Source organism: Anaerofustis sp. NSJ-163, from assembly GCF_024135845.1.
In the GTDB taxonomy this organism is placed as follows: domain Bacteria; phylum Bacillota; class Clostridia; order Eubacteriales; family Anaerofustaceae; genus Anaerofustis; species Anaerofustis butyriciformans.
Genome location: NZ_JAMYJV010000002.1, coordinates 155,170 through 179,673, shown reverse-complemented (window position 1 = coordinate 179,673; position 24,504 = coordinate 155,170). Strand labels below are relative to the sequence as shown.

Below are 24,504 nucleotides of genomic sequence, written 5' to 3'. Positions count from 1 at the left end.
ATGAAATTTATATTTTTGTTGCAAAAATGCAATGCAAAAATACAAAAAAAAAGGCGCTGGGCCTTTTAATTTGCAGGTGAGAATTTTATTTCCGTTGAAAGATTGTCTACTGTATCAAAGGTATATCCTTGTTTTTTTAGTTGTTTTATTACGTTATCAAGTCCTTTGGGTAAACTTTTATTTCTGTCAAATACATGAATTAAAACAACTGTTTCTTCATTCCATTTTGCTTGTTTTATTATGATATTATATTGTTTTGTTGAAACTTTTGATATTGTATCATTAGGGAATGCATTCCAATCTACATAATCATATCCGTATTCTTTTGACAGTTTTATTATATTTTTGATTACTTTTTTCCCTCCATAAGAGAATGATACTGTATTGTTTGTTCCTCCAGGAAATCTAAAAATTCTACAATCATATCCTGTTATGTCTTTAAAGTTTTTTCTGTTTTTTTCTAAATCTTCAATAAAAGCTTTGGGATTTTTATAAATTTTTTTGTAATCATGAGAATAAGTGTGTAGAGCAAGAAGGTGTCCGTCGTTTACTATTTCTTTAATTATTTTTTCATCTTCTTTACCTTTTGCAGCATTAAAGAAAAAGGTCGCTTTTACATCATTTTTCTCTAATACGTCTAATACTTCCTTTGTCATTTGTGTAGGGCCGTCATCAAATGTTAAATAAATTTTTTTTAACTTTATTTTTTGTATGCTGTCGCTATTAATGCTACCTATTGTTAATATATGAAAAGGGATGTTTTTCATTTTAGAAAATGTTTTTGATAGTGATATTCTTTTTGTATTTGCAAAAGCTATTATTTTTTTATCATTATTACTTTTTATTATTTTGATTTTATTACCTTTATCTATAAATCCTATGCATTCATTTCTTTCGTTTGTTAATATACTTTCTTTTACAATAATATAGTTTGAATTTTTATTTCTTTTATAATTTATAGGATTAGAAGAACTTTTGCTTATTGAAGTTATTTCATTTTTATTTTGTAAAATTTTGCATACTTTGTTATAATTATTACTATACGATATATTTAAAATCCACAAAATGAAAAGGACATATATAATAATAAAAAAATATATTAAATTGTTTTTTTTCGTTAGTTTTATTAATAAATTTTTCATACTTGTATTATTATATCAAAAAATAAAATAAATAAAATATTAAAATTATAAAAGTATAGAGGGGAAAATATTTATGATTAAAGCAGCAATATTTGATTTAGACGGAACAATAATAGATACTCTTGAAGATTTGGCAAATGCAGGTAACTATGTGTTAAAACAAAACGGATTTGAAGTGCATGATAAAGAAAAATACAGATTTTTTGTTGGAAGCGGCATAAGGAATTTATGTATAAGAATGTTACCGGAAGAAAAGAAAAGCGATGAAGAATTAATAAATAAAATATTTAATGATTTTAATTCATATTATGGTAAACATTATATGGATAATACAAAGGCATATGATGGTGTTGAAAATATGCTTAAAAAACTTGTAGATATGAACATAAAAGTAGGAGTTCTTACAAATAAAGGTCATGAATTTACTGTTCCTATGCTAAAAAAAGTTTATGGAGATTTCCCATTTAGTGTGATTTTAGGTAAGACTGATAAATTCCCAGTTAAACCAAGCAAAGAATGTATTGATTATGTAATGAATAAATTAGAAGTAAGTGGTGAAGAATGCATTTATATTGGAGACAGCAATGTTGATATGCAAACAGCAATAAACGGAAATATTAGTGAAATAATTGGTGTAAGCTGGGGCTTTAGACCTGTTGAAGAACTTAAACAAGCCGGGGCAAAATATATTGTAGATAGCCCAGAAGAAATTATTGATATAGTAAATAAATTAAATAATTAATAATATAAAAGGAGAAGAAATATGATAAAAGCAGCAGTATTTGATTTTGATGGAACGTTAATGGATACTTTGGTGGATACTGCAAACAGTATTAATCATGTATTAAAAGCTCATGGATTCGATGAAGTTCCAATTGAACAATATAAGGATGTATTTGGAGGAAGCTGTTATGATATGATAAACATGGTTACTCCAAAATCAATGAACGACCCACAACTTTTACATGAAATGGATGTTGAAGTACAATATTATTATTCAAAACATTTTAATGAAAATTGTAAACCTTATAAAAATATAAGACATGCATTAAGAGGACTTAGAAAAAAGAATATAGACTTATGTGTTATAACAAATAAGCCTTCAAGATTATTGGTTCCTTTATTAAACGAATTTTTTGAAGATATTGAATTTAAACATATTATAGCAGCAGATTCAGGATTTCCTTTAAAACCAAATCCTGCATCTTGTAATCAATTGATGCAAACACTTGATATTCATCATGATGAAGTTGTGTTTATAGGAGACAGCGAAGTTGATATCCAAATTGCAAAAAATGCGAGAGCATTTTCTATTGGTTGTGGTTGGGGATTCAGAGGTGGTGAATCATTGATTAAGGCTGGTGCCGACTATGTTATTCATGAACCTATGCATGTATTGGAAGTAGTAAATATTCTTAATAAGAGAAGTCTTAAAAATATTATGGATGAAGCTAAATTGATACTAAAAATATTAAAATAGTTTTTAATTTGATAATTTTTAAAGGTTATTTTAAGAATTGTAATTATAATGATTATTAATTGATAATTAGTATTAATTACCGAGATTTATAAAAATATAATATTTTTTACAAGGGTGTAATTTTTATAATTGGCACCCTTTTAGTTTGGAGAGATATATATAATAAAATTTTATTATACACTAAAATTTATTTTATAAATAATGCAATATATTTGATTATAAATTGTATGTAAATGAAAAAATTAATGATATAATTTAGAAAAATGTCTTAGGAATATTATGGAAACAAAAGTTTATGATTTAACAAATAATGACAATTTAATAGATATTTTTAATGAAGCAGCCAGAGTAATAAATAACGGAGGAACCGTTGTTTTCCCAACGGAAACTGTATATGGTCTTGGCGCAAATGCTTATGATGATGAAGCAGTAAAAAAGATATTTAAAGCAAAAAACAGACCTATGGATAATCCATTAATAGTCCATATTAGTGATTTTGGTATGCTTGAGGGATTAGTTAGAGAGGTAAGCGATGATGCAAAAAAACTAATGGATAAATTTTTCCCGGGTCCTCTTACTTTAATTATGAAAAAATCAGATAATATTCCAAACAGCGTATCAAATAACTTGGATACAGTCGGAATAAGAATGCCAAGTGACAAAGAAGCAAATGCTTTTATAAAAGCTTGTAATACTCCGATAGCAGCACCAAGTGCAAATATATCAAAAAGACCAAGTATAACTAATAAAAAATATTTGGTAGAGGAACTTAGTGGTAAAGTAGATATGATTCTATGTTCAAAGGAATCTCAAATAGGTTTGGAATCTACGGTTTTAGATGTTTCGACTGATAAAGTAAAATTACTTAGACCGGGAAAAATAAGTGCAAAAGAAATTGAAGAGGTAATAAACAAAAAAGTTTATGGATACAGCAAAGAAGATGCACTTCTTCCAAAATCTCCGGGAATGAAATATGAACATTATAAACCTAAAACAAAGGTGGTTGTTTTAAGCGGTGAAGATAAATCTATTATTAATTATCTAAATAATTTAAAAGAAGAACATATAGGATTTTTAGGATTAAATAATATTTTAGGTAAAATTGAAAATGATAAAGTATTCCTAAAATCTTTGGGAAAAGATATTGTTGATGCAAGCAAAAATTTATATTTTCTTTTAAGGGAAATGGATAAAGAAAATTTAAATGTGATTTATGCTCAAGCTATGGATACGGAAGGTATAGGGCTTGCGTATATGAATAGACTTCTTAAGTCTGCATCCGGAGATATAATAAATCTATAAATAGTTAATAACTGCTTTGCAGTTTAAATAAATTAATTTTAAAGGAGAAAAATTATGAAAATAGTTATTGCAAGTGATCATGGTGGTTATGAATTAAAACAATTCTTAATCGACACATTTAAAAAGGAAGGTTATGATTTTGTAGATTACGGAACAGATTCTGCAGATAGTGTTGACTATCCTGACTATGCAATTAAAGTTGGCGAAGCTGTTGCAGCAGGAGAATTTGATAGAGGTATTTTAATTTGTGGTACAGGTATTGGTATCAGCATTGCTGCTAATAAAGTAAAAGGTATCAGAGCTGCTCATTGTACAGATACATTCTCTGCTAAAATGTGTAAACAACACAACAATGCAAACATCATTGTATTAGGCGGAAGAATTACAGGTCCTGAACTTGCTGCTGAAATCCTTAGAGCTTATTTAGATGAAAAAGAATTTTTAGGCGGAAGACACGAAAACAGAATTAACAAAATTAAAGCATACGAAGAAAAAGTATACAAATAATAAAAGGAAAAAATAATGGAAAATAATCAAAGACCTTCGTGGGATGAATATTTTATGGATATGTTGGAAGTTGTAAAAACTCGTTCAACTTGTATAAGAAGACAAGTTGGAGCAATAATAGTAAAAGACCATAAAATTATTTCTACCGGTTATAACGGAGCTCCAAAAGGTCTTAAGCATTGTACAAAAGATACTTGCATAAGACTTAAAAACAATATAAAAAGCGGAGAAAGACATGAGCTTTGCAGGGCTACCCATGCAGAACAAAATGCTATTATTTCTGCGGCAACCATGGGAGTAAGTGTGGAAGGAGCAGATATTTATATAACTGATTCTCCTTGTATTCTCTGTTCAAAAATGTTAATAAATGCAGGTATTAAAAGAATTGTATATAAAGGTAATTATCCTGATGAATTTAGTATGGAATTATTAAAGGAAGCAGGAGTTGAGGTTGTTAAATATGACGGAAAATAATAAAAATAATGATATCTCAAGTATTGCAAAAGCTTTGGCGATATTTTTTCAGCTGGGCATTACTATTGTTGTAACAATAGTTTTATGTTTGTTTTTTGGAAAATTCTTAGATACAAAGTTTCAAACGGGTAATATTTGGACGTTAATATTTTTATTTCTTGGTATATTGGCAGCCATTAGGAATATGTATTATATTCTTAAAAATGTAATGAAAAAATAAAAAAATATGGTGGTTTGCTTTTGCAAACCACCATATAAGCAATACGAATAATAATGAATGAGGCTTAAAATGAATAAGGAAAATAACGAGAATTTTACCATTGAAGATTTACTAAAAGAGCAAATTCAAATAAGTATATTTACTTTGATTTTAAATTTTATTTTTATAATTTTTGTATTGCTTTTTAAATTAGATAAGAGTATAATTCTTGGAATAATATCAGGATGTCTTGTTGCTTTAATATTTCATTGGATGTTATTCAATGATTTAAGAACGGCAATAAAGATGGATAAGGACAGTGCCGTAAATTATGCCAATTTACATGCTGCCATAAGAAAAGTACTCTTGATATTGGTATTAGTTTTTCTTGTTGCTAATAAGTGGATAAAAGTAAATGTAATAGGACTAATAATAGGGTTATTATCTTTTAGAGCCGTGTTATATGTTTATAATCTTATTAGTTTAAAAAACAAGTAATAAAAAAATGGAGAAGAGAAAATGAATGTAAGTATTAGTACTGTTGATAATATTTTTAATATCGGCAAAATACCTATATCTAATACAATTATTTGGACTGTAATTATTTTAGCTTTAACCTTCGTTTTTTTAATGTATTTAGCAAAAGGTCTTGAAATTAGACCTAATTCTAAAAAACAAGTTATTGCTGAATATATGGTAAGTGCTTGCAGAGATTTTGTAAGCAGTACTATGGGTAAGAAAAACATTGGTTTTACACCATACTTTTTTGCCTTGGCTGCTTTCTTGCTTGTTGCAAACTTAAGTAGTTTTGTATTCCTTGGGATAGTAAGACCTCCTACTGCGGATTTGGCTACAACACTTACACTTGGAATTATAACTTTTGTATTAACTCAATATTATGGATTAAAAACAAAAGGTATAAAAAAATACTTGAAGGATTTTACAGAACCGGTATTTTTCTTTTTACCTATAAATATTATTGGTGAAATCGCAAATCCTGTTTCACTTGGTTTCCGTTTATTCGGTAACATTACAGGTGGACTTATAATATTATCATTGGTATATTCTATATTTGTCGGTTCCGCAAAAGTTGCAATGTTTGTTTTCTTTACATCATTGATTTTATGTCTATACTTATGTTTTGGGAAAGCAAACAAATTTACGGAAAATAAGATTGTTAGAATTGTTGCCATATTATTACTTATACCATCATTCTTTGTAGCATTCTGTCACGGTTATTTTGACTGGTTTGCCGGAATACTTCAAACATTTATATTCTGTATGTTATCGATGGTATTCATTTCATCCGCAATGGATGAAGAATAATTTGCCTTTACCCGATTTTTAATCGGATAAAATATAAAAATAGAAAAATGCTTTTTTATTCAAGGAGGAAATAATAATGAATATTTCAGGAAGTGATTTAATTTTAGCATGTTCAGCAATAGGTGCCGGTCTTGCCATGATAGGTGCATTAGGTACAGGGGTTGGACAAGGTAATGCAACAGGTAAAGCTTGTGAATCAGTTGCAAGACAACCAGAAGCAGAAGGAACAATATTAAAAACATTATTAACAGGTTGTGCTGTTGCGGAAACATCAGCTATTTATTGTTTGGTTGTCGCTTTAATTTTATTATTTGTTAAACCTTTTAGCTAAAAAAGACAACGATAATAAAGGTAAGGTGGTGATTATATGCTAGCTGGATCATTAATAAACTTTTCAACTGAAATGCTTTATCAAATGTTAATTCAGGGTGCAATATTTTTACTATTCTTTATTTTGGTAAAGAAATTCTTTTATGATAAAGTCGTAGATGTTATTGATAAAAGACAAAGTATTATAACCGAAGAATTTGACAAAGCGGAAAATGAAAATTTAAAAGCAAACGCTTTAAAACAAGAATATGAAAAGAAAGTAAAAAGTATCAATGAAGAAGCTTTAGCTATTACTAACGAGGCTACCAAAGAAGCTAAAGAAATAAAAGAAAATATTATTTCTCAGGCAAATGAGGAAGCTAGAAAGATTAAAGCTAAATCTAAAAAAGATATTGAAAGTGCAAGAGAACTTGCAATGAAAGAAATGAAAGATAATATTATTGATATTTCTTTAGATATAACGAATAAAGTTATAGATGCAAAACTTGATAAAGATGCTGATGAAGCATTGATTAAAAAAGCTATTGCAAGTTTGGATGAGGTGCATTATGAGTAATGCTGCTTACAGATATGCTTATTCTTTATCATCTTTATGTATAGAAGAAAACATAATAGATACTGTATATGATAAATTTACATCATTTTATGATTCATTATTAAGTAACGAAGAACTTTATAACGTTCTTTCAAACGAAACAATAATGAAAGAAGATAAAAAAAGTATCATTAACAATATTCTTAGTGATGAAGATAATAAAATACTTAAAAACTTTTTTAATATTTTAGTTGATAAGGATAGGATTTGCGAAATCAAAATGATATATCTTAATTTTAAGAAAATGTACTTAGAATATAAAGGTATTTTAGATGTTGAGGTTGTAAGTGCAAATCCGTTAAGTGATGAATTAAAAGAAAGTTTAAAAAATAAGTTATCAAAAAAACTTGATAAAACAATTATCTTAAATGAAAAAATAGATAAAGATATCATTGGGGGTATCGTACTATTTATTAATGGAAAAATGATTGATTTATCAGTAAAAAATGAACTTAATCAAATAAAAAGACAGTTAAAAGAAACAAAGATAGTTTAAGAAGGGAAATAAAAATGAATTTAAAACCCGAAGAAATCAGTAGAATTATAAAAGACCAAATTAAAAACTATGACCAAAAAATAGAAACTACTTCAGTAGGTACTATCTTAAGTGTTGGTGATGGTATCGCCAGAGTTCATGGTTTAGATGGCGCAATGATGGGTGAACTTATTTTGTTCCCTGGTGATGTTTATGGTATGGTTTTAAACCTTGAAGAAGACAATGTTGGTTGTGTTCTGCTTGGTGATGATACAAATATCGTAGAGGGAGACACTGTAAAATGTACAGGTAAAATTATGAGTGTACCTGTAGGAGAAGGTGTTATCGGAAGAGTTGTAAATGCTCTTGGTGAACCTATTGACGGTAAAGGAAATATCATAGCTGAAGAATACAGAAGAGCCGATGTAAAAGCCAGCGGTGTAATTGAAAGAAAAAAAGTAAGTGTACCGCTACAAACAGGTTATAAAGCCATTGACTCTTTAATTCCAATCGGAAGAGGACAAAGAGAACTTATCATTGGTGATAGACAAACAGGTAAAACTGCTTTAGCAGTTGATACAATTTTAAATCAAAAAGATGAAGACGTAATTTGTGTATATGTTGCTATCGGACAAAAAGCAAGTACAGTAGCGCAAATTGTAGGAACACTTGAAGAATACGGTGCAATGGATTATACAACAGTAGTATGTGCCACAGCCAGTGAAATGGCACCGCTTCAATATCTTTCTCCTTATTCAGGATGTGCAATTGCAGAATATTTTATGGATAAAGGAAAAGATGTATTAATAGTTTACGATGATTTAAGTAAACATGCGGTGGCTTATCGTTCAATGACATTACTACTTCGTAGACCACCTGGAAGGGAAGCTTATCCAGGGGATGTATTCTATTTGCATTCAAGACTTTTGGAAAGAGCTGCAAGACTTGAAAAAGGCGGTTCAATAACTGCTCTTCCTATTATTGAAACACAAGCAGGGGATATTTCAGCATATATTCCAACTAACGTAATTTCAATTACAGACGGACAAATATTCCTTGAAAGTGAACTTTTCCATGCCGGTGTAAGACCTGCTGTAAACCCTGGTATTTCAGTTTCAAGGGTTGGGGGAGATGCACAAATTACAACAATGAAAAAAGTTGGCGGACCTCTTAGAATAGAGTATGCACAATACAGAGAACTTGCTTCATTCGCACAATTCGGTTCTGATCTTGATAAGTCAACAAAGGCAAGTCTTGAAAAAGGGAAGAGAATTGTTGAAATGTTAAAGCAAGAGCAATATTCTCCTATGAAAGTAGAAGAACAAATACTTGTTATTTATGCTATTACAAATAACTTTGCAAGAGATGTTAAAGTTGATGATATCAAAGACTTTGAAAAAGGATTAGTTGAATATGCACATACAAATGCAGCTAGTACTTTAGAAAAATTAAAAGTTGCAAAAGGATTTGATGATCAATTAACTGAAGAATTGACAAAATTAATTAACGACTATAAAGATATTTTTCTAACTGGTCGAATATAAAGGAGCTATGAGTTATGGCTGAAAATATGGCAGACATTAAAAGAAGAATAAAAAGTGTGTCAAGTACAAAGCAAATAACTAAAGCAATGGAACTTGTTGCAAGTTCAAAACTTAGAAAAGCAAAAGAAAGAGCTATAAGCAGAAGTCATTATACAGATGCAACATATCAACTTCTTCTTAGAATAGCAAAATATACTTCTCACATAAACAATTTATATTTTAATGTAAGAGATGATGCTCATAAAATAATATATATTGTTTTAAGCGGTGATAAAGGGCTTGCCGGCGGTTTTAACTCTAATGTTATTAAAGAAACTGTAAGTCAAATAGGCGATAAAAAAGAAGATGCATATATTTTTGCACTTGGTGCAAAGGGTGCCGACTATTTTAAGAAAAACGGTTATGATGTTGTAGGTGAATATATTGGAATAAGCGATGACCCTAACTACGGTGTTGCTAAAAAGATTATCGGTACAGTAATTAATCTTTACAGCAGCAATAAAGATGTCAGAGGGGTAAGAATGATTTATTCTAAATTCAACTCAGTTGTATCTCAAGGTGTATTAAGTGCAAAAGTTCTTCCTATATCAAGAAAAGCGAAGAACAGCGACGGCACTGATGTTAAAAGTGAATTAGTCATAGAGCCGGGTGGAGAGGAATTATTGGAAGAATTAGTTCCTCAATATATAACAAGTCTTCTTTATGGTGCCATGATTGAAAATCATGCTGGTGAAGAAGCATCAAGAAGAATGGCAATGAGTGCAGCTACAGACAATGCAAACGAGCTTTTAGATGAACTTGAAATAAGATACAATTCAGCCAGACAGTCAAGTATTACAAATGAACTTATAGAAATAGTTTCAGGTGCAGAAGCCTTGAAGTAAAGGAGAAAAACAATGAATGATGAAAATTTACATTTAGAAATTGCAACTCCTACAAGGACTTTTTATAAAGATTATGTAGAGAAATTTACTTTTAGAGCTACAAGCGGAGAAATGACAGTGCTGCGTAATCACGTGCCTACAATGACTGTTGCTGATATTGGAATAATGCATATAACAAATTTAGAAGGTGAAAGGCAAGAGGCGACATTGTTTGGAGGAACTGTTTTAATAGAAAACAATAAAATCCTTGTTGTAACAGACGATGCTTTATGGCCTGAAGAAGTTGACGTAAAAAGAGCTGAAGAAGCTAGAAGAAGAGCTGAAGAAAAACTTCATTCAAGCAAATATAACCGTCAAGAATTTGTTCATGCAGAACATAAGTTAAAGAAAGCTTTAGTAAGAATAGATTTAGCAAATACGTATGAAGGTATTTCTAGACATAAGAAATATTAGTCACATGAATTAAAGGAGACAAAAAAGTCCTATGGAAAATATAAAAGGAAAAATAGTCCAAGTTGTAGGACCGGTTGTTGATGTTCAGTTTAACGACGGAGAATTACCTAAATTAAACGAAGCTATCAAAATTGATAATCACGGTGAAGAATTAATCATCGAAGTTAGCGAACATATCGGGGACAATACAGTAAGATGTATTGCTATGGATACAACTGACGGGCTAATCAGAGGAATGGAAGCTACTGCTACCGGTAATCCTATTATGGTTCCGGTAGGAGAAAAAACATTAGGCAGAATGGTTAATGTTTTAGGACAACCAATAGATGGAAAAGAAATGGATATGGATGGAGTTAAACTTTCTCCAATTCATAGAGATCCACCATCTTTTGAACAACAACAAACTGTTCCTGAAGTATTTGAAACAGGAATTAAAGTTGTAGACTTAATTTGTCCTTACACAAAGGGTGGTAAAATCGGTTTATTCGGTGGTGCCGGAGTTGGTAAAACTGTATTAATCCAAGAACTTATCAGTAATATTGCCACAGAACATGGTGGTCTTTCTGTTTTTGCCGGTGTAGGTGAAAGAACAAGAGAAGGAAACGACCTATATTATGAAATGAAAGATTCAGGAGTTTTGGAAAAAACTTCATTATGCTTTGGTCAGATGAATGAGCCTCCTGGAGCAAGAATGAGAGTTGCTTTAACAGGGCTTACTATGGCAGAATATTTTAGAGATGAAGAAAATCAAGATGTACTTTTATTCATTGATAACATCTTTAGATTTACTCAAGCCGGTAGTGAAGTTTCTGCTTTACTTGGTAGAATGCCTTCAGCCGTAGGTTATCAACCAACACTTGCTACAGAAATGGGTGCATTACAAGAAAGAATCACATCTACAAAGAATGGTTCAATTACATCGGTTCAAGCGGTATACGTACCTGCCGATGACTTAACAGACCCTGCTCCTGCAACAACATTCGCTCACTTGGATGCTACAACTGTACTTTCAAGAGCAATCAGTGAAAAAGGTATTTATCCTGCTGTTGACCCTCTTGAATCAACAAGTAGAATTTTGGATCCAAAAGTAGTTGGTGAAGAACATTATCAAATTGCAAGAGGAGTTCAAGAAATACTTCAAAGATACAAAGAACTTCAAGATATCATTGCAATTTTAGGTATGGAAGAATTAAGCGAAGAAGATAAACTTATTGTTGGAAGAGCAAGAAAAATTGAAAGATTCTTATCTCAACCATTCCATGTTGCTGAACAATTTACAGGTTTACAAGGAGCATATGTTCCTATTTCAGAAACTCTTAGAGGCTTTAAAGAAATCTTACAAGGTAAACATGATGATTTACCTGAAGCTGCATTTTTACTTGTTGGAACAATTGATGATGCAGTTAAAAAAGCAAAAGAAATTGAAGAAACTGAATAATAAAAAAAAATACATTTATGATTTTCATAAATGTATTTTTTTATTGCAATAAATAAAAAAGCCTTAAGAATATCTTAAGGCTTAAATTTCAAAAATGGTGATCCGTCAGGGGATCGAACCCTGGACACCCTGATTAAGAGTCAGGTGCTCTGCCAGCTGAGCTAACGGACCATTTATCATGCTTTATTATTATAATAAAGTATGATAAAAAAGTCAATAATTTACAAATATAAAATATTTAAAAGAGGAAGAGCTAAATATTTTTTTTCCTATAATATTGTAACCTAAGATTAAATAAAGTTTTAAAATTGTTAAATTAGATTTTTCAGTTTTTTTATGACCGTGAAATGTTTTGCTTCGAATGAAGTTTTTTTACCAAGTTTAAGGATGTTTTTCTTATGCATGAATGTAGTATATTTAATATATATCAGATTTTTCATTGTTTGTTAAATTTATTTTTATTTTGTATATGCAAAAGTCCTATGTTTTATAACATAGAACTTTTGTTTTATAATGTTTTTCTGTATTCTTTAACGATATCCATAAACTCTTTTACTCTTTGTCCGTCTACTTAATTTTCGAATTTACCGTCAACTTTGAATGTTGTTGCAACAACAGCACCATCTGCATGTTTTAGTTGTTCAATTATATTATTTTTGTTACATCCTGTATTACATAAAACTGTTGTATCAGGTACTGCATTTTTAACTTTCATTAATGTTTGCGTATCTGTTGGAGAGCCTGCCGTAAGTCCAGAAACGCAAAGTGCATCAGGTTTATGGTTAAATACGGTAGATTTTGCTATTGACTCAATAGGTCTTTCAGCTAAATATACAGCTGCTTCCGGAACAATATTATAAAGAAGTTTAACGTTTTCTGCGCCGATTTTATATTGGTGTCTTACAGTTTTCCCCTGCATTTGTGTTCCAAAGCCCAAAGTCAGAAGCATAAACACCGCTTATGATTTCTCTTATAAACTTAGCGCCGACAGATACTGCTAAATCAAGAGATGCAATGGGATCCCATAAACAGTTCACACCATAAGGTATTTTTATATCAGGCATTAATCTTCCTATTATGTAAGCCATAGCCGCTACAGTGGGAGTTTCTACTTTTGTTAAATATGGTAAACTGAATTCATTTGAGAACATTACACCGTCTACTCCTCCATCTTGTAGTGCTAAAAATTCTCTTCTGGCTTTTTCGATTACTTTTTCCATTCCTCCTTCTTTATCAAATCCGGGATCTGATGGAAGTGCAGGTAAATGGCACATTGCAATAATAGGTTTTTCTACATTAAAGATTTCTTTTGTCCAACTCATTTTATTTCCTCCTTAGTATTTAATTGGATTAAAGTTTTATTTGCATATATTTTAAGAAGAGTATTCTTCTAATGCGTTTATATAATTTTCACTTGAAAAAACATATCTTCCTACAACGGCTGTATCTATATCAAGATCTTTTATTTTTTCTATTGTTTCTTTTGATAGTCCTCCGTCTACCCATATCTTTACGTGAGAAGGTAGGACTTCCTTTGCTTCTTTTATTTTTTCGATTACAGGTTCATAAAAAGTCACTCCTTTATTATCAGGCTCTGCAGTCATTAAAATTATATAATTTATATCATTTAAAAAAGGTTTTAAATAACTTATAGGTGTAGATATGTTTAATGCAAAACCTATATTTTCAAATTTGCATTTTTTTGCAAGATTGATAAATTCCAAAGGGTATAATAAAGGTTCTATATGGCAGCTTATAGATTTTATATTTAATTTTGACAAATTTTCAACAAATTGAAGAGGTTCTTTTACAACAAGGTGTGTATCAATCTCTTTTTCAGGTGCATATTTTGATATTAATTTTGCCATTTTTATTCCAAATGTTATGTTTGGGCTAAAACTACTGTCTTCAATGTCAAGATGAAGTAAAGGCCATTCTTTTAATTTATCAAGTTCTTCTTTTATATTTAATGTGTTAGAAGAGGCTATTGAAGGATTTAATTTCATTTTCTTTCTCCTTTCCTATTTCTTGAGTAGAATATAACACATCATGAGAATAAATGCAATAGTTTGATACAAAAAATATTAAAATTTATCATTTTGTATCATAAATATTACTTTAAGTAATTATATATGTAAATTGATAAGCTTTTAAATAAAGGGTTTTATGGGTTGAAAAGAAAATCATTTAATGATATAATTTGAGAAAATAATATAAAATAATAAAGTAGGTAAGATTATGATACAAATTGAAAGATTTGATAGGATATTGGAAATAGTGGATCAGAGAGGTTATGTTAGCGTAAATGAGCTTGAAAAAATTCTCGATGTTTCCAGAGCAACTATTTACAGAGATTTGAAAGACTTGAATATTCAAGGGAAATTAAATGTAACAAGAGGAGGGGTAAGTAAAATTAATCAAGGCAGTAGTTTTGAAATGCCATATTATGAAAAGAAATCACATAATACAGAAGAAAAAATAAGAATTGCCAAAACAGCTTTGGGTTTTATTAATACAAATCAAACTATTTTTATGGATTCAAGCACGACTGTAACTGAAATGACATCTTTTATGAATGATTATAAAGATATTCAGGTTATTACAAATGATTTAAAAATTGCTTCCAATTTATCAGGTGCTAAAAATATGCAAGTTATAATTGCAGGCGGCGTTTTACGACATGGTTTTTATACTGTTTCCGGTTTTTTAACAGAGCAAAACTTAAATTCTCTTAGGGTAGATATATCATTTATGAGTTTTGATGCAATAAGTTTGGATGGGGGATGCATGATAACAAATATGGAAGAAGTTTCCATAAAAAATCTGGGAATAAAAAAAGCAAGACAGAAAATTTTGTTATGTGATCATTCAAAATTTGAAAAAAATGCTTTTGCTTCTGTTTGTGGATTAAAAGACATTGATATAATAATAACAGGAAAAGAGCTTGATGAAAATATATATAAAGAATATATTGAGAATGAAATTAATATTATAAGGGTTTAAAAAAGTGCCTTATGGCGCTTTTTTAATATATCTCATCAATGATTATTTTTGCACATTCTTCAAGTTTTCCTCTGTCTAATGCAAATTTGAATACACTGTAACGTTCTCTTATTTTATGACAGTTTAACATGCTTTCATAAAATAGATTTTTATCTATTCCGATATCTTTTGGTAAAACCGGATTTCCCATTATTTTTAACATATTTTCTATATCTTCTGGAGTATAAACATTTTCCATTATATTGTTAGGTATTATATCTTTTAATAAATAAAACATTTTTGAAACAATTGGAGTGGCAATTCCTACTTTTATTCCATGTAGCTCAGGAAATCTATTATTTTTTATAAAATCTACTTCCCAATAATGTGAAAGCATATGTTCTGCTCCTGATGCAGGACGAGAAACACCAACAAGTCCCATTGCAACTCCTGTAAGTGTAAGGGCTTCAATTAAGTATTTTATTGCATTTTCATCTCTGTCTTTTAATTTATCAGCGCTGTTAATTGTTTTTTGAACAGCTTCTTTTGTTAATTGAATACAGGTTTCGCAGTAGTATTCATCGTTTATTTCTTTTGATAATTCCCAGTCCATTAAAGCAGTTATTTTACCTATTATATCTCCATATCCGGCTCTTATAAGTTTCATTGGAGCATTTTTCATTATGTTTATATCTCCTATGATTGCATAAGCTAAAGTTGCATTAAAAGATATTTTCATTCCGTTACATATAAGAGGAGCGCCGTCTGATGCATAACCGTCCATTGAAGGAGCCGTGCATATAATTATATATGGAATACCTGTTTTTACGGATAAAAATTTACCAATATCGTTTATGGTTCCGCTTCCTATGGCTATAATAATTTTTGTATCGTTGTCCATTTCCATAAAAAGTCTGCCAACAACTTTTTCATCAGGGATTAATATTTCTTCTCCTGTTTCAATTACAAAGTTTTTATAATTATAATTGTTTTTATCTAGTTCATTTAACGTTTCTTTTCCTGCGGCGTTAAATGTATTTGTATCACTAAAAACAAATATCTTATTATCTTTAAAAGGTGATATTATTCTATCAAGTTCTTTTATTGCATTTTCTTTTATACATATATCGTGTATGTTCAAAGTATGGTGTTTTCCACATTTACAATCAAAACTTAGGTTTGACATTTCATTTATACTCATTTCTAATATATCTTTCATTTTAATCTCCTTTTTATTTTCTATGGTATACTTCCATTTCGTATCTTGTTTTGTATGCGTTTGATTTTGCTTCGACATATTCGATTGGTTCATTTGTTATTGTATAAGTTGTTGATTTTAATAAACTTATTGGATCATTTAATTTAATGTCTAAATGCATTGCATCGTATTCATCAGCTTTAATTATTACTAGTTCCTGTTTTCCCTTATAAGGTATTATGCCTATATTTGATAATGTTTTATATAAAGATGCATTTGTAAAATCTTCTTTCATTAAATATTTTGCATATTTTTTTAATAAGTAAGATGTTGTAAGGGAGAATAATTCATTGTCTATATATCTTTGTCTTTCCAGTTTAAAAACTTCATCACCTTCATTTATATTTAATTTTTTTGCAATATATTCATCAGCTTTCCATATGTTTTGAAATAAAACTTTACTTTTTATTTCCTTGCCTTGAAGTTTTGCATCACTGTAAAAACCTAATGTTGAAGTAAGTTGATGGTCTATATAAGGGCTATTGCCTAAATAGAAAGTACCTTTTCGCTCTCGTTTTTCTATTAATCCTTCTTCTTCAATAAGTTTTAATGCAGATTTTATTGTAGGCCTGCTGACGTTATATTTTTCACAAAGTTCTCTTTCGCTTGGTAATATTGAATAATATCCTAAGTTTTTAAAGTCTGTTATTAATTCTTCTTTTATTTTTTTATATAAAGGTTCTTTGCTCATTTTACCTCCTTTATATACCCAGTGGATATATTATAATTATATATTATATCAAGAAATAAAAAAAGTCAATAAAAAAAGTATATCCAGTGGATATACTTTTAATTATTTTATATTATTGGTTTTTTCATATATATATCTATATCTGTCACATAGTTTACTTTCTAAAAATTTGTTTTCAAATTCTTCAACATTTTTACAATTTTCGGCCATTTTTTCTATTTTTTCAAATAAAAAATCAGTAAATTTTTTTATTTTGCTATTATAGCAATGATTAAATATTAAATTTTTTCTTGCATCAATGGTCGCTTTTATATATGTATCCATCTCATCACTCCTTTAATATTTATATACATATGTTATCATTTCTTTTTGTAATTTAATTGTATGTTATCTGATAATTAAAAATTATTATTGTGAGATTTTATTATTGTTATAAAATTATATGACTTTTTATATTAAAGATTTGTCTTTTTTTGATATAATAAACCTATAAATTTTTAAGGAGATAAAGTTGAATAATTTTGTTGATTATTTTGAAGAAAATGAAATAAGTGAATTAAGCAGCATTAATTTTGAAAATCCCGAAATTGGTTTTGATGTGGATTTTAAAATAAATGACCATATAGAAATTATTGATGTAAATGATAAAATGTTAACCATAGAATTTACAAGAAGTCTTATTGAATTGGACCTTGATGAATTGTTCCTTGAAATAAGCGTTTTGATTACATTTAAGGTTAAGAAAGAATTTGATAATACAATTGTTTTTCTATCTAAAATAAAACAAGAGGATTTGAAAAAAGTGATACTCGAAAATGAGGATTTCTTTTTAAGCTGTTCAATTTGTACAGTTTCTCTTTTAATTTCTCAAATTTTGTCTGCATTTGGTCGAATTCCACCAATTACGCCGCCTTTATTTATAAAAGAATAAATTTTAATATTGTCTAAATTTTCAAAAAACTATTGACAATTCTTTTAAAAGGTAGTATCATCAAAACAACATTAATATAGAAAACCGTAGAGAAAGAGTAGTAGACAAGATAAGAATGATTTACAGAGAGTTATAAGACGGTGAGATTATAGCATGATTTCCTTGTTGAATGGACTTTTGAGGGTGGCTTTGAAATGAAAAAAGTATGGGCCATCGGGCACCCGACCCGTTATCATAAAGGGCGTATATGATGGTATACGAATTTGAGTGGGCATATTATATATGTCAATTTGAGTGGCAACGCGGATATTTCGCCTCAAGCAAAATTGCTTGAGGCTTTTTCTATATTAAAAATAAAAATTTTTAATAAAGAGAGGAAAGACAAATGAACATGAAAAAAGTATTAATGGTCGGACTAAGTTTAATGTGTATGGCAGGAGTGCTTGCAGGATGTGGTAATTCATCAGGATCAAGTGACGGAAATTATGAAATAGGTATTTTACAATTTGCAAATCACGGTTCTTTGGATAACTGCAGAGAAGGTTTTTTACAAGGTTTAAAAGAAGAAGGAATTGAAGAAGGAAAGAATTTAACAGTTACATATAAAAACTCAGGTTCAGATATGGCAACTGATAATCAAATTGCATCAAGTTTTGCTTCAAAAGATTATGATCTTATTTGTGCAATAGCAACACCAAGTGCACAAAGTGCATATAACGCAACTAAAGATAAGGATATTCCCGTTGTTTACACAGCTGTTACATCTCCAAAACTTGCTGGATTTGTAGACGATAATAATAAAAATGTTGGAAATATAACAGGTACATCTGATTTGATTTTGGCAGACGAACAATTAAAATTAATAAAAGATATGATGCCTGATGTTAAAAATGTAGGAATTCTTTACAGTACAAGTGAAGTTAATTCACAGTCAGGTATTGAAGCATATGAAAATGCAGCTTCAAAATATGGAATAACTATTGTTACACAAGGTATAAGCTCTTCTGCTGATATTCCTATGGCAACAGACAGTTTACTTAAAAAAGTTGATTGTATAACAAATTTAACTGATAATACTGTTGTAAGCAATCTTCCAACAATTTTAGATAAAGCAAACAAAGCGAAAATTCCAGTTTTCGGTTCTGAAGTTGAACAAATAAAAAATGGTTGTATTGCTTGTGTTGGTATTGATTATGTAAAACTTGGAAACCAAACAGGAAAAATGGCTGCAAAAATATTAAAAGGTGAAGCTACGGCAAAAGATATGGAATTTGAAACATTTAATGCTGGCGAAATTGTTATAAATACAAAAGTTGCATCTGATCTTGGAATAACAATTCCTGATAGTGTAAAATCAAGTGCTTCACAAACTTTTGATAGTGTTGCTTCTGAAGAATAATAATAATTTAATTGCCATATATAAGTTTTCTTATATATGGCAAACTATAAAAGTTTATAAATATAAGATTAATATTTAATTTCATATTTATACATTTTAAGAAAAGAGGAGAGTGTTTTGGATTTATTACTTAGTATTTTTGAACAGGGCTTTATATATGCAATAATGGGGCTTGGTGTATATATTACATATAAAATTTTGGATTTTCCGGATTTGTCCGTTGACGGAACTTTTCCCCTTGGGGCTGCAATTACTGCGGTGCTTATTACAATGGGAGTTAATCCTTATGTAACTTTAATAATTTCTCTACTTGGGGGAGCTTTAGCCGGAGTGCTTACGGGTATAATACACGTAAAGTTTAAAGTAAGGGACTTGCTTTCAGGTATTATTATGATGACAGCTTTATATACTATAAATTTACGAATAGCCGGTGGAGTGGCAAATGTTCCTATTTTTAATTATAAAACTATTTTTGATAATGATTTTATAAACGGTATTTTCCCTGATTCCATATCGCAGTTTAAAACAGTTATAGTAGTTTTTATTATACTTTTAATTGCTAAATTATTACTTGATTTATATTTAAAAACAAAATCAGGATATTTATTAAGAGCAGTAGGGGATAATGAAAAAATAGTTACTTCTCTTGCAAAAGACAGTGGAATAACAAAGATAATTGGGCTTGCTCTTGCAAATGGGCTTGTTGCTCTTGCTGGAAGTGTAATGTGTCAGCAACAAAGATTTTTTGAAATTACAATGGGAACGGGAACAATCGTTATAGGTCTTGCAAGCGTAATTATAGGTATGAATGTTTTTAAAACAAATAAGTTAAAAGCAACTACCGCAGTTGTTTTAGGTTCTGTTATTTATAAGGCATGTGTTGCAATAGCTATTGAATGTGGACTTGAAGCTTCTGATTTGAAACTTGTAACGGCTGTTTTATTCTTTGTTATTTTAGTATTCAGCATGGATAGGAAGAAGAAGGTGAAATCATGATAAAACTTGAACATATAGATAAGTATTTTAATATTGGAACAATAAATGAAATATGTTTATTTAAAGATTTTAATTTAAACATAAATGATGGTGATTTTATTTCTGTTATAGGAAGTAACGGTTCAGGAAAAACTACGGTATTAAACTTAATATGTGGAAGTTTAGAACCTGAAAATGGTAAAATTATATTAGATAATGAAGATATAACAAAACAAAAAGAATATATAAGAAGTAGAAAAATAGGAAGAGTATATCAAGATCCGTCAATGGGAACTTGTCCAAGCATGACTATACTTGAAAATATGTCCTTAGCTGATAATAAAGGAAAATCTTATGGGCTTGGAATGGGGACAAATAAGAAGAGAGTAAATTATTATAAAGATCTTTTGTCTAGATTAAACCTTGGACTTGAAAATATGCTAGATACGAAAGTTGGTGCATTATCAGGAGGGCAAAGACAGGCAATGGCTCTTTTAATGACAACAATGTCAGATATAAAATTCTTAATTTTAGATGAGCATACAGCTGCGCTTGATCCTAAAACTGCTGAACTTATAATGAAATTTACAGATGAGATTGTAAAAGAAAAGAAGATAACTACAATAATGGTAACTCATAATCTTCGTTTTGCTACTGAATATGGAAATAGAATTTTAATGATGCATAAAGGTAATGTGATTATTGATAAAGCAGGGGAAGAAAAAGAAAATATAGATATAGATGATCTTCTTTCTAAATTTAATGAAATAAGCATTGAACTTGGAAATTCAATATAAAAAAAGACCTTATATAAGGTCTTTTTTTATATTTCATCTTTTTTTGTTAAACACATTTTTACAGAATGTTTCCAGCCTGCATATAATTCTTTTCTTTTCTCTTCTGTTATTTCACTATTAAAAAGTTTGCTTGTTTTTCTTACTTCTTTTAATTCTTTTTCACTATTCCATACTCCTGTTGCAAGTCCAGCAAGGAATGCTGCTCCCATTGCTGTAGATTCTATGCAGTTTGGTTTGTTTACAGGGCAGTTTAGTATATCTGATTGGAACTGCATTATAAAGTCGTTTTGACAAGCACCTCCGTCAACCATAAGTTCTTTTAGAGGAATCTTACTGTCATCTTCTATTGCATCAAGGAGATCTTTTGTTTGATAACAGATGCTTTCAAGAGCTGCTCTTACAATATGCGCTTTTTTTGCTCCTCTTGTAATTCCGGTTATAATTCCTTTTGCATACATATCCCAATAAGGAGCTCCAAGACCTGTAAATGCAGGCACTATATATACACCATTAGTATCATTTACACTTGTTGCGATTTGATATGTTTCTGCTGCTGTTTGAATCATACCAAGTTCATCTCTTAGCCACTGAACAACAGCTCCTCCAATAAATACGCTTCCTTCAAGGGCATAAGTGATTTTTCCGTCAATACCATAAGCGATAGTTGTTAAAAGTCCGTTATGAGATTTTATTGGTTCTTCTCCTGTATTCATAAGTAGGAATAGTCCTGTACCGTATGTATTTTTTGCTTCTCCTATATTGTAGCATCCTTGACCGAATAGGGCAGATTGTTGATCTCCTGCAACGCCTGCAATAGGAATTTCTTTTCCTAAAATTTCTTTATCCATATATCCAATTATCCCACTGCTATTAACAACTTCAGGTAAGATATTTTTAGGAATATCTAAAGCTTCCATTATTTTTTCATCCCATTTTAGATTATGGATATCATAAAGCATTGTTCTTGATGCATTTGTGTAGTCTGTTGCATGTACTTTTCCTTTTGTTAGATTGTATATAAGCCATGTATCAATGGTTCCAAAAAGAATTTTCCCTTCTTCGGCTTTCTTTCTTGCTCCCTCGACATTATCTAAAATCCATTTAATTTTTGTTGCAGAGAAATAAGCATCAATCTTAAGTCCTGTTGTATTTATTATATGTTGTTCAAGACCTTTTTCTCTTAGGTCTTCGCATATATCTGCAGTTCTTCTGCACTGCCATACTATTGCGTTATATATTGGGTATCCTGTATCTTTATCCCATAAAACAGTGGTTTCTCTTTGATTAGTTATACCGACTCCTTTAATATCATCAATATTTATATTAGCTTTTTGAACACATTGTTTTATGGTAAACAATTGTGTCATCCATATTTCCATTGCGTCATGCTCAACATATCCTGCCTTTGGATAAATTTGTTTGAATTCTCTTTGTTCAACACTGACTATGTCTGCGTTTTCATCAAATAAAATCGTTCTACAGCTTGTTGTACCTTGGTCGATTGCCAATATATATTTTTTCATAGGCTCACCTCTTTATGTTTATATATACTATTATACTTCATTATGTATACGTTTAGCAATATAATAATTTTATGTAAATAGTTTGTAAATATAATATTAAGATATTTATTTTAATGATATAATATAAAATAATATGATTAAAGGTAATATAAAATGGATATATATAAATTTTTTGATAAGAACAAAAATTATACAAAATTAGAAGAAAGAATTATTGATTATTTTTATGATAATATAGATTCTATTTTTTTTATGACAATTGGTGAAATTTCAAAAGATTTAAACATTTCTCAAGCAACGATTTCTAGATTTGTTAGGCATGCTGGATATTCAAATTTTAAATCTTTAAAGAATGCAATTTTAAGTAATCTGGGAAAAAAGACACCCGGGGAAAAAATTAGAGTATCTATAGACAAAAATATTGATGATCCGATATCTTCTTTTTATTTATATCAACAGAATTGCATTAATAAAACTTTTGATATGCTTGATTTAAATGTAATTGATAATATTTCACAAAGTATTATTGATTCTAAAAATATCTTTTTATATGGTAAAGGTGCTGCAAAAAGTTTATGTGATTTATTAAAATTTAGATTAAAACGATTTGGGAAAAATGTAATTATAATGAATTCAAGCGGCTCGGAAATGTTTGAAGATTTAATTAATATTAGAAAAGATGATTTAGTTATAATTTTTTCCTTTGAAAATTTATCAAAAGAAGTTGAAGTTATTTTATCTTATGCAAAGAAGGTTTACTTTAAAACTGCAATTTTTACCAGAAGAAAACATGATAAGTTATTAGATTGCGTTGACTTTGTTGTAAATGTGTATAGAGGACAACCTAATGAATATCATTCAATGGCTGCTCCTGTTATTCTTTTAGATAGCTTGGTAATTTTAACGGCATATAAAATGGGAGAAGATGTTATAAATAAATTGGAAGAACTTCATTGCTTAAAAGATTATTATATAGATAAAATACCAAGATAAGTATTTCATACTTATCTTGGCGATACTAAAACATCAACATAATTTCCACCCATAGAATAGATTTTCTTTAAACATTTTTTTAATAATGTTGCACTCTCAACTTGTATATCTATACTTTCAGAAATATTAATTGAATATTTATTATTTTTTATTGAATATTTTAATTGTTCAATAGTATTAATATCATCAAATATACTGTTATAAATACAACCATATTGAGTTGCTTGATGAGTATCACTTCCTGCTATATAATTGATATTTAGTTTTTCACTTAATTCTTTTGTTTTATTTATTGTGTAGTCTTTATTTAAAGCAATATCTTTTCCATTTAAGTCTATAAAATCAAGTTGATTTAATAATTTAAGGGGTAGAGATGGTATATTGCTTCCTTTTCTGTAAGGGTGAGCTGCTCCTATAATTATATTATAAGATTTAAGAAGAGATATTAAATTTTCAAAAGTGAGGAAATTATCTTTATTCATATTTGGTTTTAATTTTTTGTTTAATTTTAAAATCGTTTCAAAATCTGAAATTGCTAAAATATGTCCTGATTCTTTTATGTCTATTTCCATTCCGCAAAATATTTTTAAATTATCATATATAAATGTATCATTGTCTTTTTTGCATATATGGGAAATAAAATTATATAAAGAATCAAATTCAAGTGTATTGAAATGTTCTGTTAAGCAGATTGCATCTAAATTACTATTTTTTGCTTGTTGAAAAAGCCACTTTGTATATTCTTGTGAAAAGGGTAATTTTTTTGCAAGTTTACCGTGAGTATGTATATCTAAATTCATTTTTTC

Annotated in this window: 30 protein-coding genes, 1 tRNA gene and 1 other annotated feature; of the genes, 21 read left to right on the top strand and 10 right to left on the bottom strand. The window is 29.2% G+C overall.

Annotation, left to right across the window (positions count from 1 at the left end):
- Nucleotides 1-65 precede the first annotated feature (65 nt).
- Nucleotides 66-1,064, bottom strand: coding sequence for a polysaccharide deacetylase family protein (locus tag M6G78_RS03245; RefSeq protein WP_253229591.1), 999 nt, complete (start codon nucleotides 1,062-1,064; stop codon nucleotides 66-68).
- 151 nt (nucleotides 1,065-1,215) lie between these two features.
- Here M6G78_RS03245 and M6G78_RS03240 point away from each other — a divergent pair, with 151 nt between their 5' ends.
- The 15 genes from M6G78_RS03240 (at nucleotide 1,216) to atpD (ending at nucleotide 12,149) form a co-directional block, all read left to right on the top strand.
- Complete coding sequence (locus M6G78_RS03240) at nucleotides 1,216-1,884, top strand: HAD family hydrolase (protein WP_253229590.1); 669 nt, start codon at nucleotides 1,216-1,218, stop codon at nucleotides 1,882-1,884.
- Nucleotides 1,885-1,905: 21 nt separating this feature from the next.
- Nucleotides 1,906-2,622: an HAD family hydrolase gene (locus tag M6G78_RS03235; RefSeq protein WP_138268752.1), complete on the top strand. Its 717-nt coding sequence runs from the start codon at nucleotides 1,906-1,908 to the stop codon at nucleotides 2,620-2,622.
- A 279-nt stretch (nucleotides 2,623-2,901) separates the two neighbouring features.
- Nucleotides 2,902-3,924, top strand: a complete 1,023-nt coding sequence (locus M6G78_RS03230; protein WP_253229589.1) for an L-threonylcarbamoyladenylate synthase — start codon at nucleotides 2,902-2,904, stop codon at nucleotides 3,922-3,924.
- A 54-nt stretch (nucleotides 3,925-3,978) separates the two neighbouring features.
- The gene (rpiB, locus tag M6G78_RS03225; protein ID WP_138268754.1) at nucleotides 3,979-4,431 is read left to right on the top strand and encodes a ribose 5-phosphate isomerase B; all 453 of its coding nucleotides are present in this window, start codon (nucleotides 3,979-3,981) and stop codon (nucleotides 4,429-4,431) included.
- Nucleotides 4,432-4,446: 15 nt separating this feature from the next.
- On the top strand, nucleotides 4,447-4,905 hold the full coding sequence (locus M6G78_RS03220; RefSeq protein ID WP_138268755.1) for a dCMP deaminase family protein: 459 nt from the start codon (nucleotides 4,447-4,449) through the stop codon (nucleotides 4,903-4,905).
- On the top strand, nucleotides 4,892-5,125 hold the full coding sequence (locus tag M6G78_RS03215) for an AtpZ/AtpI family protein (protein WP_138268756.1): 234 nt from the start codon (nucleotides 4,892-4,894) through the stop codon (nucleotides 5,123-5,125). The genes M6G78_RS03220 and M6G78_RS03215 overlap by 14 nt, the downstream gene beginning before the upstream one ends.
- A gap of 69 nt (nucleotides 5,126-5,194) precedes the next feature.
- Nucleotides 5,195-5,602, top strand: coding sequence for an ATP synthase subunit I (locus M6G78_RS03210; protein WP_171020588.1), 408 nt, complete (start codon nucleotides 5,195-5,197; stop codon nucleotides 5,600-5,602).
- Nucleotides 5,603-5,623: 21 nt separating this feature from the next.
- Nucleotides 5,624-6,430, top strand: a complete 807-nt coding sequence (locus M6G78_RS03205; RefSeq protein ID WP_138268758.1) for a F0F1 ATP synthase subunit A — start codon at nucleotides 5,624-5,626, stop codon at nucleotides 6,428-6,430.
- 76 nt (nucleotides 6,431-6,506) lie between these two features.
- Nucleotides 6,507-6,761 carry an ATP synthase F0 subunit C gene (gene atpE, locus M6G78_RS03200; RefSeq protein ID WP_138268759.1) on the top strand — a complete coding sequence of 85 codons (255 nt, stop codon included), beginning with the start codon at nucleotides 6,507-6,509 and terminating at the stop codon, nucleotides 6,759-6,761.
- A 36-nt stretch (nucleotides 6,762-6,797) separates the two neighbouring features.
- Complete coding sequence (atpF, locus tag M6G78_RS03195) at nucleotides 6,798-7,316, top strand: F0F1 ATP synthase subunit B (RefSeq protein WP_138268760.1); 519 nt, start codon at nucleotides 6,798-6,800, stop codon at nucleotides 7,314-7,316.
- The gene (atpH, locus tag M6G78_RS03190) at nucleotides 7,309-7,851 is read left to right on the top strand and encodes an ATP synthase F1 subunit delta (protein ID WP_171020589.1); all 543 of its coding nucleotides are present in this window, start codon (nucleotides 7,309-7,311) and stop codon (nucleotides 7,849-7,851) included. The genes atpF and atpH overlap by 8 nt, the downstream gene beginning before the upstream one ends.
- Nucleotides 7,852-7,865: 14 nt before the next feature.
- Nucleotides 7,866-9,374: a F0F1 ATP synthase subunit alpha gene (gene atpA, locus M6G78_RS03185; RefSeq protein WP_138268762.1), complete on the top strand. Its 1,509-nt coding sequence runs from the start codon at nucleotides 7,866-7,868 to the stop codon at nucleotides 9,372-9,374.
- Nucleotides 9,375-9,388: 14 nt separating this feature from the next.
- Complete coding sequence (gene atpG / locus M6G78_RS03180) at nucleotides 9,389-10,258, top strand: ATP synthase F1 subunit gamma (protein WP_253229588.1); 870 nt, start codon at nucleotides 9,389-9,391, stop codon at nucleotides 10,256-10,258.
- A gap of 12 nt (nucleotides 10,259-10,270) precedes the next feature.
- Complete coding sequence (atpC, locus tag M6G78_RS03175) at nucleotides 10,271-10,711, top strand: ATP synthase F1 subunit epsilon (protein WP_138268764.1); 441 nt, start codon at nucleotides 10,271-10,273, stop codon at nucleotides 10,709-10,711.
- A 31-nt stretch (nucleotides 10,712-10,742) separates the two neighbouring features.
- Nucleotides 10,743-12,149: a F0F1 ATP synthase subunit beta gene (gene atpD / locus M6G78_RS03170; RefSeq protein WP_138268765.1), complete on the top strand. Its 1,407-nt coding sequence runs from the start codon at nucleotides 10,743-10,745 to the stop codon at nucleotides 12,147-12,149.
- A gap of 95 nt (nucleotides 12,150-12,244) precedes the next feature.
- On the opposite strand, the gene M6G78_RS03165 is transcribed toward atpD, so the two are convergent.
- The 4 genes from M6G78_RS03165 to M6G78_RS03155 form a co-directional block, all read right to left on the bottom strand.
- Nucleotides 12,245-12,320: transfer RNA gene (locus M6G78_RS03165), tRNA-Lys, on the bottom strand.
- Between the two features lie 400 nt (nucleotides 12,321-12,720).
- Nucleotides 12,721-13,098: a BtpA/SgcQ family protein gene (locus M6G78_RS10345; protein ID WP_347559324.1), complete on the bottom strand. Its 378-nt coding sequence runs from the start codon at nucleotides 13,096-13,098 to the stop codon at nucleotides 12,721-12,723.
- Complete coding sequence (locus M6G78_RS10340; RefSeq protein WP_347559325.1) at nucleotides 13,037-13,471, bottom strand: BtpA/SgcQ family protein; 435 nt, start codon at nucleotides 13,469-13,471, stop codon at nucleotides 13,037-13,039. Before M6G78_RS10340 ends, M6G78_RS10345 begins: the two co-directional genes overlap by 62 nt.
- Before the next feature lie 51 nt (nucleotides 13,472-13,522).
- The gene (locus M6G78_RS03155) at nucleotides 13,523-14,155 is read right to left on the bottom strand and encodes a ribulose-phosphate 3-epimerase (protein WP_253229587.1); all 633 of its coding nucleotides are present in this window, start codon (nucleotides 14,153-14,155) and stop codon (nucleotides 13,523-13,525) included.
- A 232-nt stretch (nucleotides 14,156-14,387) separates the two neighbouring features.
- Between M6G78_RS03155 and M6G78_RS03150 the strand changes: the two genes are divergently transcribed.
- Nucleotides 14,388-15,152 carry a DeoR/GlpR family DNA-binding transcription regulator gene (locus M6G78_RS03150; RefSeq protein ID WP_138268767.1) on the top strand — a complete coding sequence of 255 codons (765 nt, stop codon included), beginning with the start codon at nucleotides 14,388-14,390 and terminating at the stop codon, nucleotides 15,150-15,152.
- Between the two features lie 22 nt (nucleotides 15,153-15,174).
- On the opposite strand, the gene M6G78_RS03145 is transcribed toward M6G78_RS03150, so the two are convergent.
- The 3 genes from M6G78_RS03145 to M6G78_RS03135 all read right to left on the bottom strand — a co-directional run bounded on the left by M6G78_RS03145 (nucleotide 15,175) and on the right by M6G78_RS03135 (nucleotide 17,404).
- Nucleotides 15,175-16,350 (bottom strand): sn-glycerol-1-phosphate dehydrogenase, encoded by a 1,176-nt coding sequence (locus M6G78_RS03145; protein ID WP_253229586.1) that lies wholly within the window; start codon nucleotides 16,348-16,350, stop codon nucleotides 15,175-15,177.
- A gap of 13 nt (nucleotides 16,351-16,363) precedes the next feature.
- Nucleotides 16,364-17,080, bottom strand: coding sequence for a GntR family transcriptional regulator (locus M6G78_RS03140; protein ID WP_253229585.1), 717 nt, complete (start codon nucleotides 17,078-17,080; stop codon nucleotides 16,364-16,366).
- Nucleotides 17,081-17,182: 102 nt separating this feature from the next.
- Nucleotides 17,183-17,404: a hypothetical protein gene (locus M6G78_RS03135; protein ID WP_138268770.1), complete on the bottom strand. Its 222-nt coding sequence runs from the start codon at nucleotides 17,402-17,404 to the stop codon at nucleotides 17,183-17,185.
- Nucleotides 17,405-17,591: 187 nt separating this feature from the next.
- On the opposite strand from M6G78_RS03135, the gene M6G78_RS03130 reads away from it, so the two are divergent.
- From M6G78_RS03130 to M6G78_RS03115, 4 genes are all read left to right on the top strand, one after another.
- The gene (locus M6G78_RS03130; RefSeq protein WP_138268771.1) at nucleotides 17,592-18,011 is read left to right on the top strand and encodes a hypothetical protein; all 420 of its coding nucleotides are present in this window, start codon (nucleotides 17,592-17,594) and stop codon (nucleotides 18,009-18,011) included.
- 78 nt (nucleotides 18,012-18,089) lie between these two features.
- Nucleotides 18,090-18,333: a binding site (T-box leader), on the top strand.
- A 63-nt stretch (nucleotides 18,334-18,396) separates the two neighbouring features.
- Nucleotides 18,397-19,410, top strand: a complete 1,014-nt coding sequence (locus M6G78_RS03125) for an ABC transporter substrate-binding protein (protein WP_371922819.1) — start codon at nucleotides 18,397-18,399, stop codon at nucleotides 19,408-19,410.
- Between the two features lie 117 nt (nucleotides 19,411-19,527).
- Nucleotides 19,528-20,406, top strand: coding sequence for an ABC transporter permease (locus tag M6G78_RS03120; RefSeq protein ID WP_253229584.1), 879 nt, complete (start codon nucleotides 19,528-19,530; stop codon nucleotides 20,404-20,406).
- On the top strand, nucleotides 20,403-21,182 hold the full coding sequence (locus M6G78_RS03115; RefSeq protein ID WP_253229583.1) for an ABC transporter ATP-binding protein: 780 nt from the start codon (nucleotides 20,403-20,405) through the stop codon (nucleotides 21,180-21,182). Before M6G78_RS03120 ends, M6G78_RS03115 begins: the two co-directional genes overlap by 4 nt.
- A 26-nt stretch (nucleotides 21,183-21,208) precedes the next feature.
- Here M6G78_RS03115 and glpK read toward each other — a convergent pair whose 3' ends face one another.
- Complete coding sequence (gene glpK / locus M6G78_RS03110; protein WP_138268775.1) at nucleotides 21,209-22,705, bottom strand: glycerol kinase GlpK; 1,497 nt, start codon at nucleotides 22,703-22,705, stop codon at nucleotides 21,209-21,211.
- Nucleotides 22,706-22,858: 153 nt separating this feature from the next.
- On the opposite strand from glpK, the gene M6G78_RS03105 reads away from it, so the two are divergent.
- Complete coding sequence (locus M6G78_RS03105) at nucleotides 22,859-23,698, top strand: MurR/RpiR family transcriptional regulator (protein ID WP_138268776.1); 840 nt, start codon at nucleotides 22,859-22,861, stop codon at nucleotides 23,696-23,698.
- Between the two features lie 11 nt (nucleotides 23,699-23,709).
- Here the strand turns inward: M6G78_RS03105 and M6G78_RS03100 are convergent, their stop codons facing one another.
- Nucleotides 23,710-24,498, bottom strand: a complete 789-nt coding sequence (locus M6G78_RS03100; RefSeq protein ID WP_253229582.1) for a PHP domain-containing protein — start codon at nucleotides 24,496-24,498, stop codon at nucleotides 23,710-23,712.
- Nucleotides 24,499-24,504 lie beyond the last annotated feature (6 nt).

Excerpts from the sequence above, each read along its gene's own strand:
- M6G78_RS03240 (WP_253229590.1), top strand. The coding sequence starts at position 1,216 with ATGATTAAAGCAGCAATATTTGATTTAGACGGAACAATAATAGATACT.
- M6G78_RS03235 (WP_138268752.1), top strand. The coding sequence starts at position 1,906 with ATGATAAAAGCAGCAGTATTTGATTTTGATGGAACGTTAATGGATACT.
- M6G78_RS03230 (WP_253229589.1), top strand. The coding sequence starts at position 2,902 with ATGGAAACAAAAGTTTATGATTTAACAAATAATGACAATTTAATAGAT.
- rpiB (WP_138268754.1), top strand. The coding sequence starts at position 3,979 with ATGAAAATAGTTATTGCAAGTGATCATGGTGGTTATGAATTAAAACAA.
- M6G78_RS03220 (WP_138268755.1), top strand. The coding sequence starts at position 4,447 with ATGGAAAATAATCAAAGACCTTCGTGGGATGAATATTTTATGGATATG.
- M6G78_RS03215 (WP_138268756.1), top strand. The coding sequence starts at position 4,892 with ATGACGGAAAATAATAAAAATAATGATATCTCAAGTATTGCAAAAGCT.
- M6G78_RS03210 (WP_171020588.1), top strand. The coding sequence starts at position 5,195 with ATGAATAAGGAAAATAACGAGAATTTTACCATTGAAGATTTACTAAAA.
- M6G78_RS03205 (WP_138268758.1), top strand. The coding sequence starts at position 5,624 with ATGAATGTAAGTATTAGTACTGTTGATAATATTTTTAATATCGGCAAA.
- atpE (WP_138268759.1), top strand. The coding sequence starts at position 6,507 with ATGAATATTTCAGGAAGTGATTTAATTTTAGCATGTTCAGCAATAGGT.
- atpF (WP_138268760.1), top strand. The coding sequence starts at position 6,798 with ATGCTAGCTGGATCATTAATAAACTTTTCAACTGAAATGCTTTATCAA.
- atpH (WP_171020589.1), top strand. The coding sequence starts at position 7,309 with ATGAGTAATGCTGCTTACAGATATGCTTATTCTTTATCATCTTTATGT.
- atpA (WP_138268762.1), top strand. The coding sequence starts at position 7,866 with ATGAATTTAAAACCCGAAGAAATCAGTAGAATTATAAAAGACCAAATT.
- atpG (WP_253229588.1), top strand. The coding sequence starts at position 9,389 with ATGGCTGAAAATATGGCAGACATTAAAAGAAGAATAAAAAGTGTGTCA.
- atpC (WP_138268764.1), top strand. The coding sequence starts at position 10,271 with ATGAATGATGAAAATTTACATTTAGAAATTGCAACTCCTACAAGGACT.
- atpD (WP_138268765.1), top strand. The coding sequence starts at position 10,743 with ATGGAAAATATAAAAGGAAAAATAGTCCAAGTTGTAGGACCGGTTGTT.
- M6G78_RS10345 (WP_347559324.1), bottom strand. The coding sequence starts at position 13,098 with ATGCTTCTGACTTTGGGCTTTGGAACACAAATGCAGGGGAAAACTGTA.
- M6G78_RS10340 (WP_347559325.1), bottom strand. The coding sequence starts at position 13,471 with ATGAGTTGGACAAAAGAAATCTTTAATGTAGAAAAACCTATTATTGCA.
- M6G78_RS03155 (WP_253229587.1), bottom strand. The coding sequence starts at position 14,155 with ATGAAATTAAATCCTTCAATAGCCTCTTCTAACACATTAAATATAAAA.
- M6G78_RS03150 (WP_138268767.1), top strand. The coding sequence starts at position 14,388 with ATGATACAAATTGAAAGATTTGATAGGATATTGGAAATAGTGGATCAG.
- M6G78_RS03145 (WP_253229586.1), bottom strand. The coding sequence starts at position 16,350 with ATGAAAGATATATTAGAAATGAGTATAAATGAAATGTCAAACCTAAGT.
- M6G78_RS03140 (WP_253229585.1), bottom strand. The coding sequence starts at position 17,080 with ATGAGCAAAGAACCTTTATATAAAAAAATAAAAGAAGAATTAATAACA.
- M6G78_RS03135 (WP_138268770.1), bottom strand. The coding sequence starts at position 17,404 with ATGGATACATATATAAAAGCGACCATTGATGCAAGAAAAAATTTAATA.
- M6G78_RS03125 (WP_371922819.1), top strand. The coding sequence starts at position 18,397 with ATGAACATGAAAAAAGTATTAATGGTCGGACTAAGTTTAATGTGTATG.
- M6G78_RS03115 (WP_253229583.1), top strand. The coding sequence starts at position 20,403 with ATGATAAAACTTGAACATATAGATAAGTATTTTAATATTGGAACAATA.
- glpK (WP_138268775.1), bottom strand. The coding sequence starts at position 22,705 with ATGAAAAAATATATATTGGCAATCGACCAAGGTACAACAAGCTGTAGA.
- M6G78_RS03105 (WP_138268776.1), top strand. The coding sequence starts at position 22,859 with ATGGATATATATAAATTTTTTGATAAGAACAAAAATTATACAAAATTA.
- M6G78_RS03100 (WP_253229582.1), bottom strand. The coding sequence starts at position 24,498 with ATGAATTTAGATATACATACTCACGGTAAACTTGCAAAAAAATTACCC.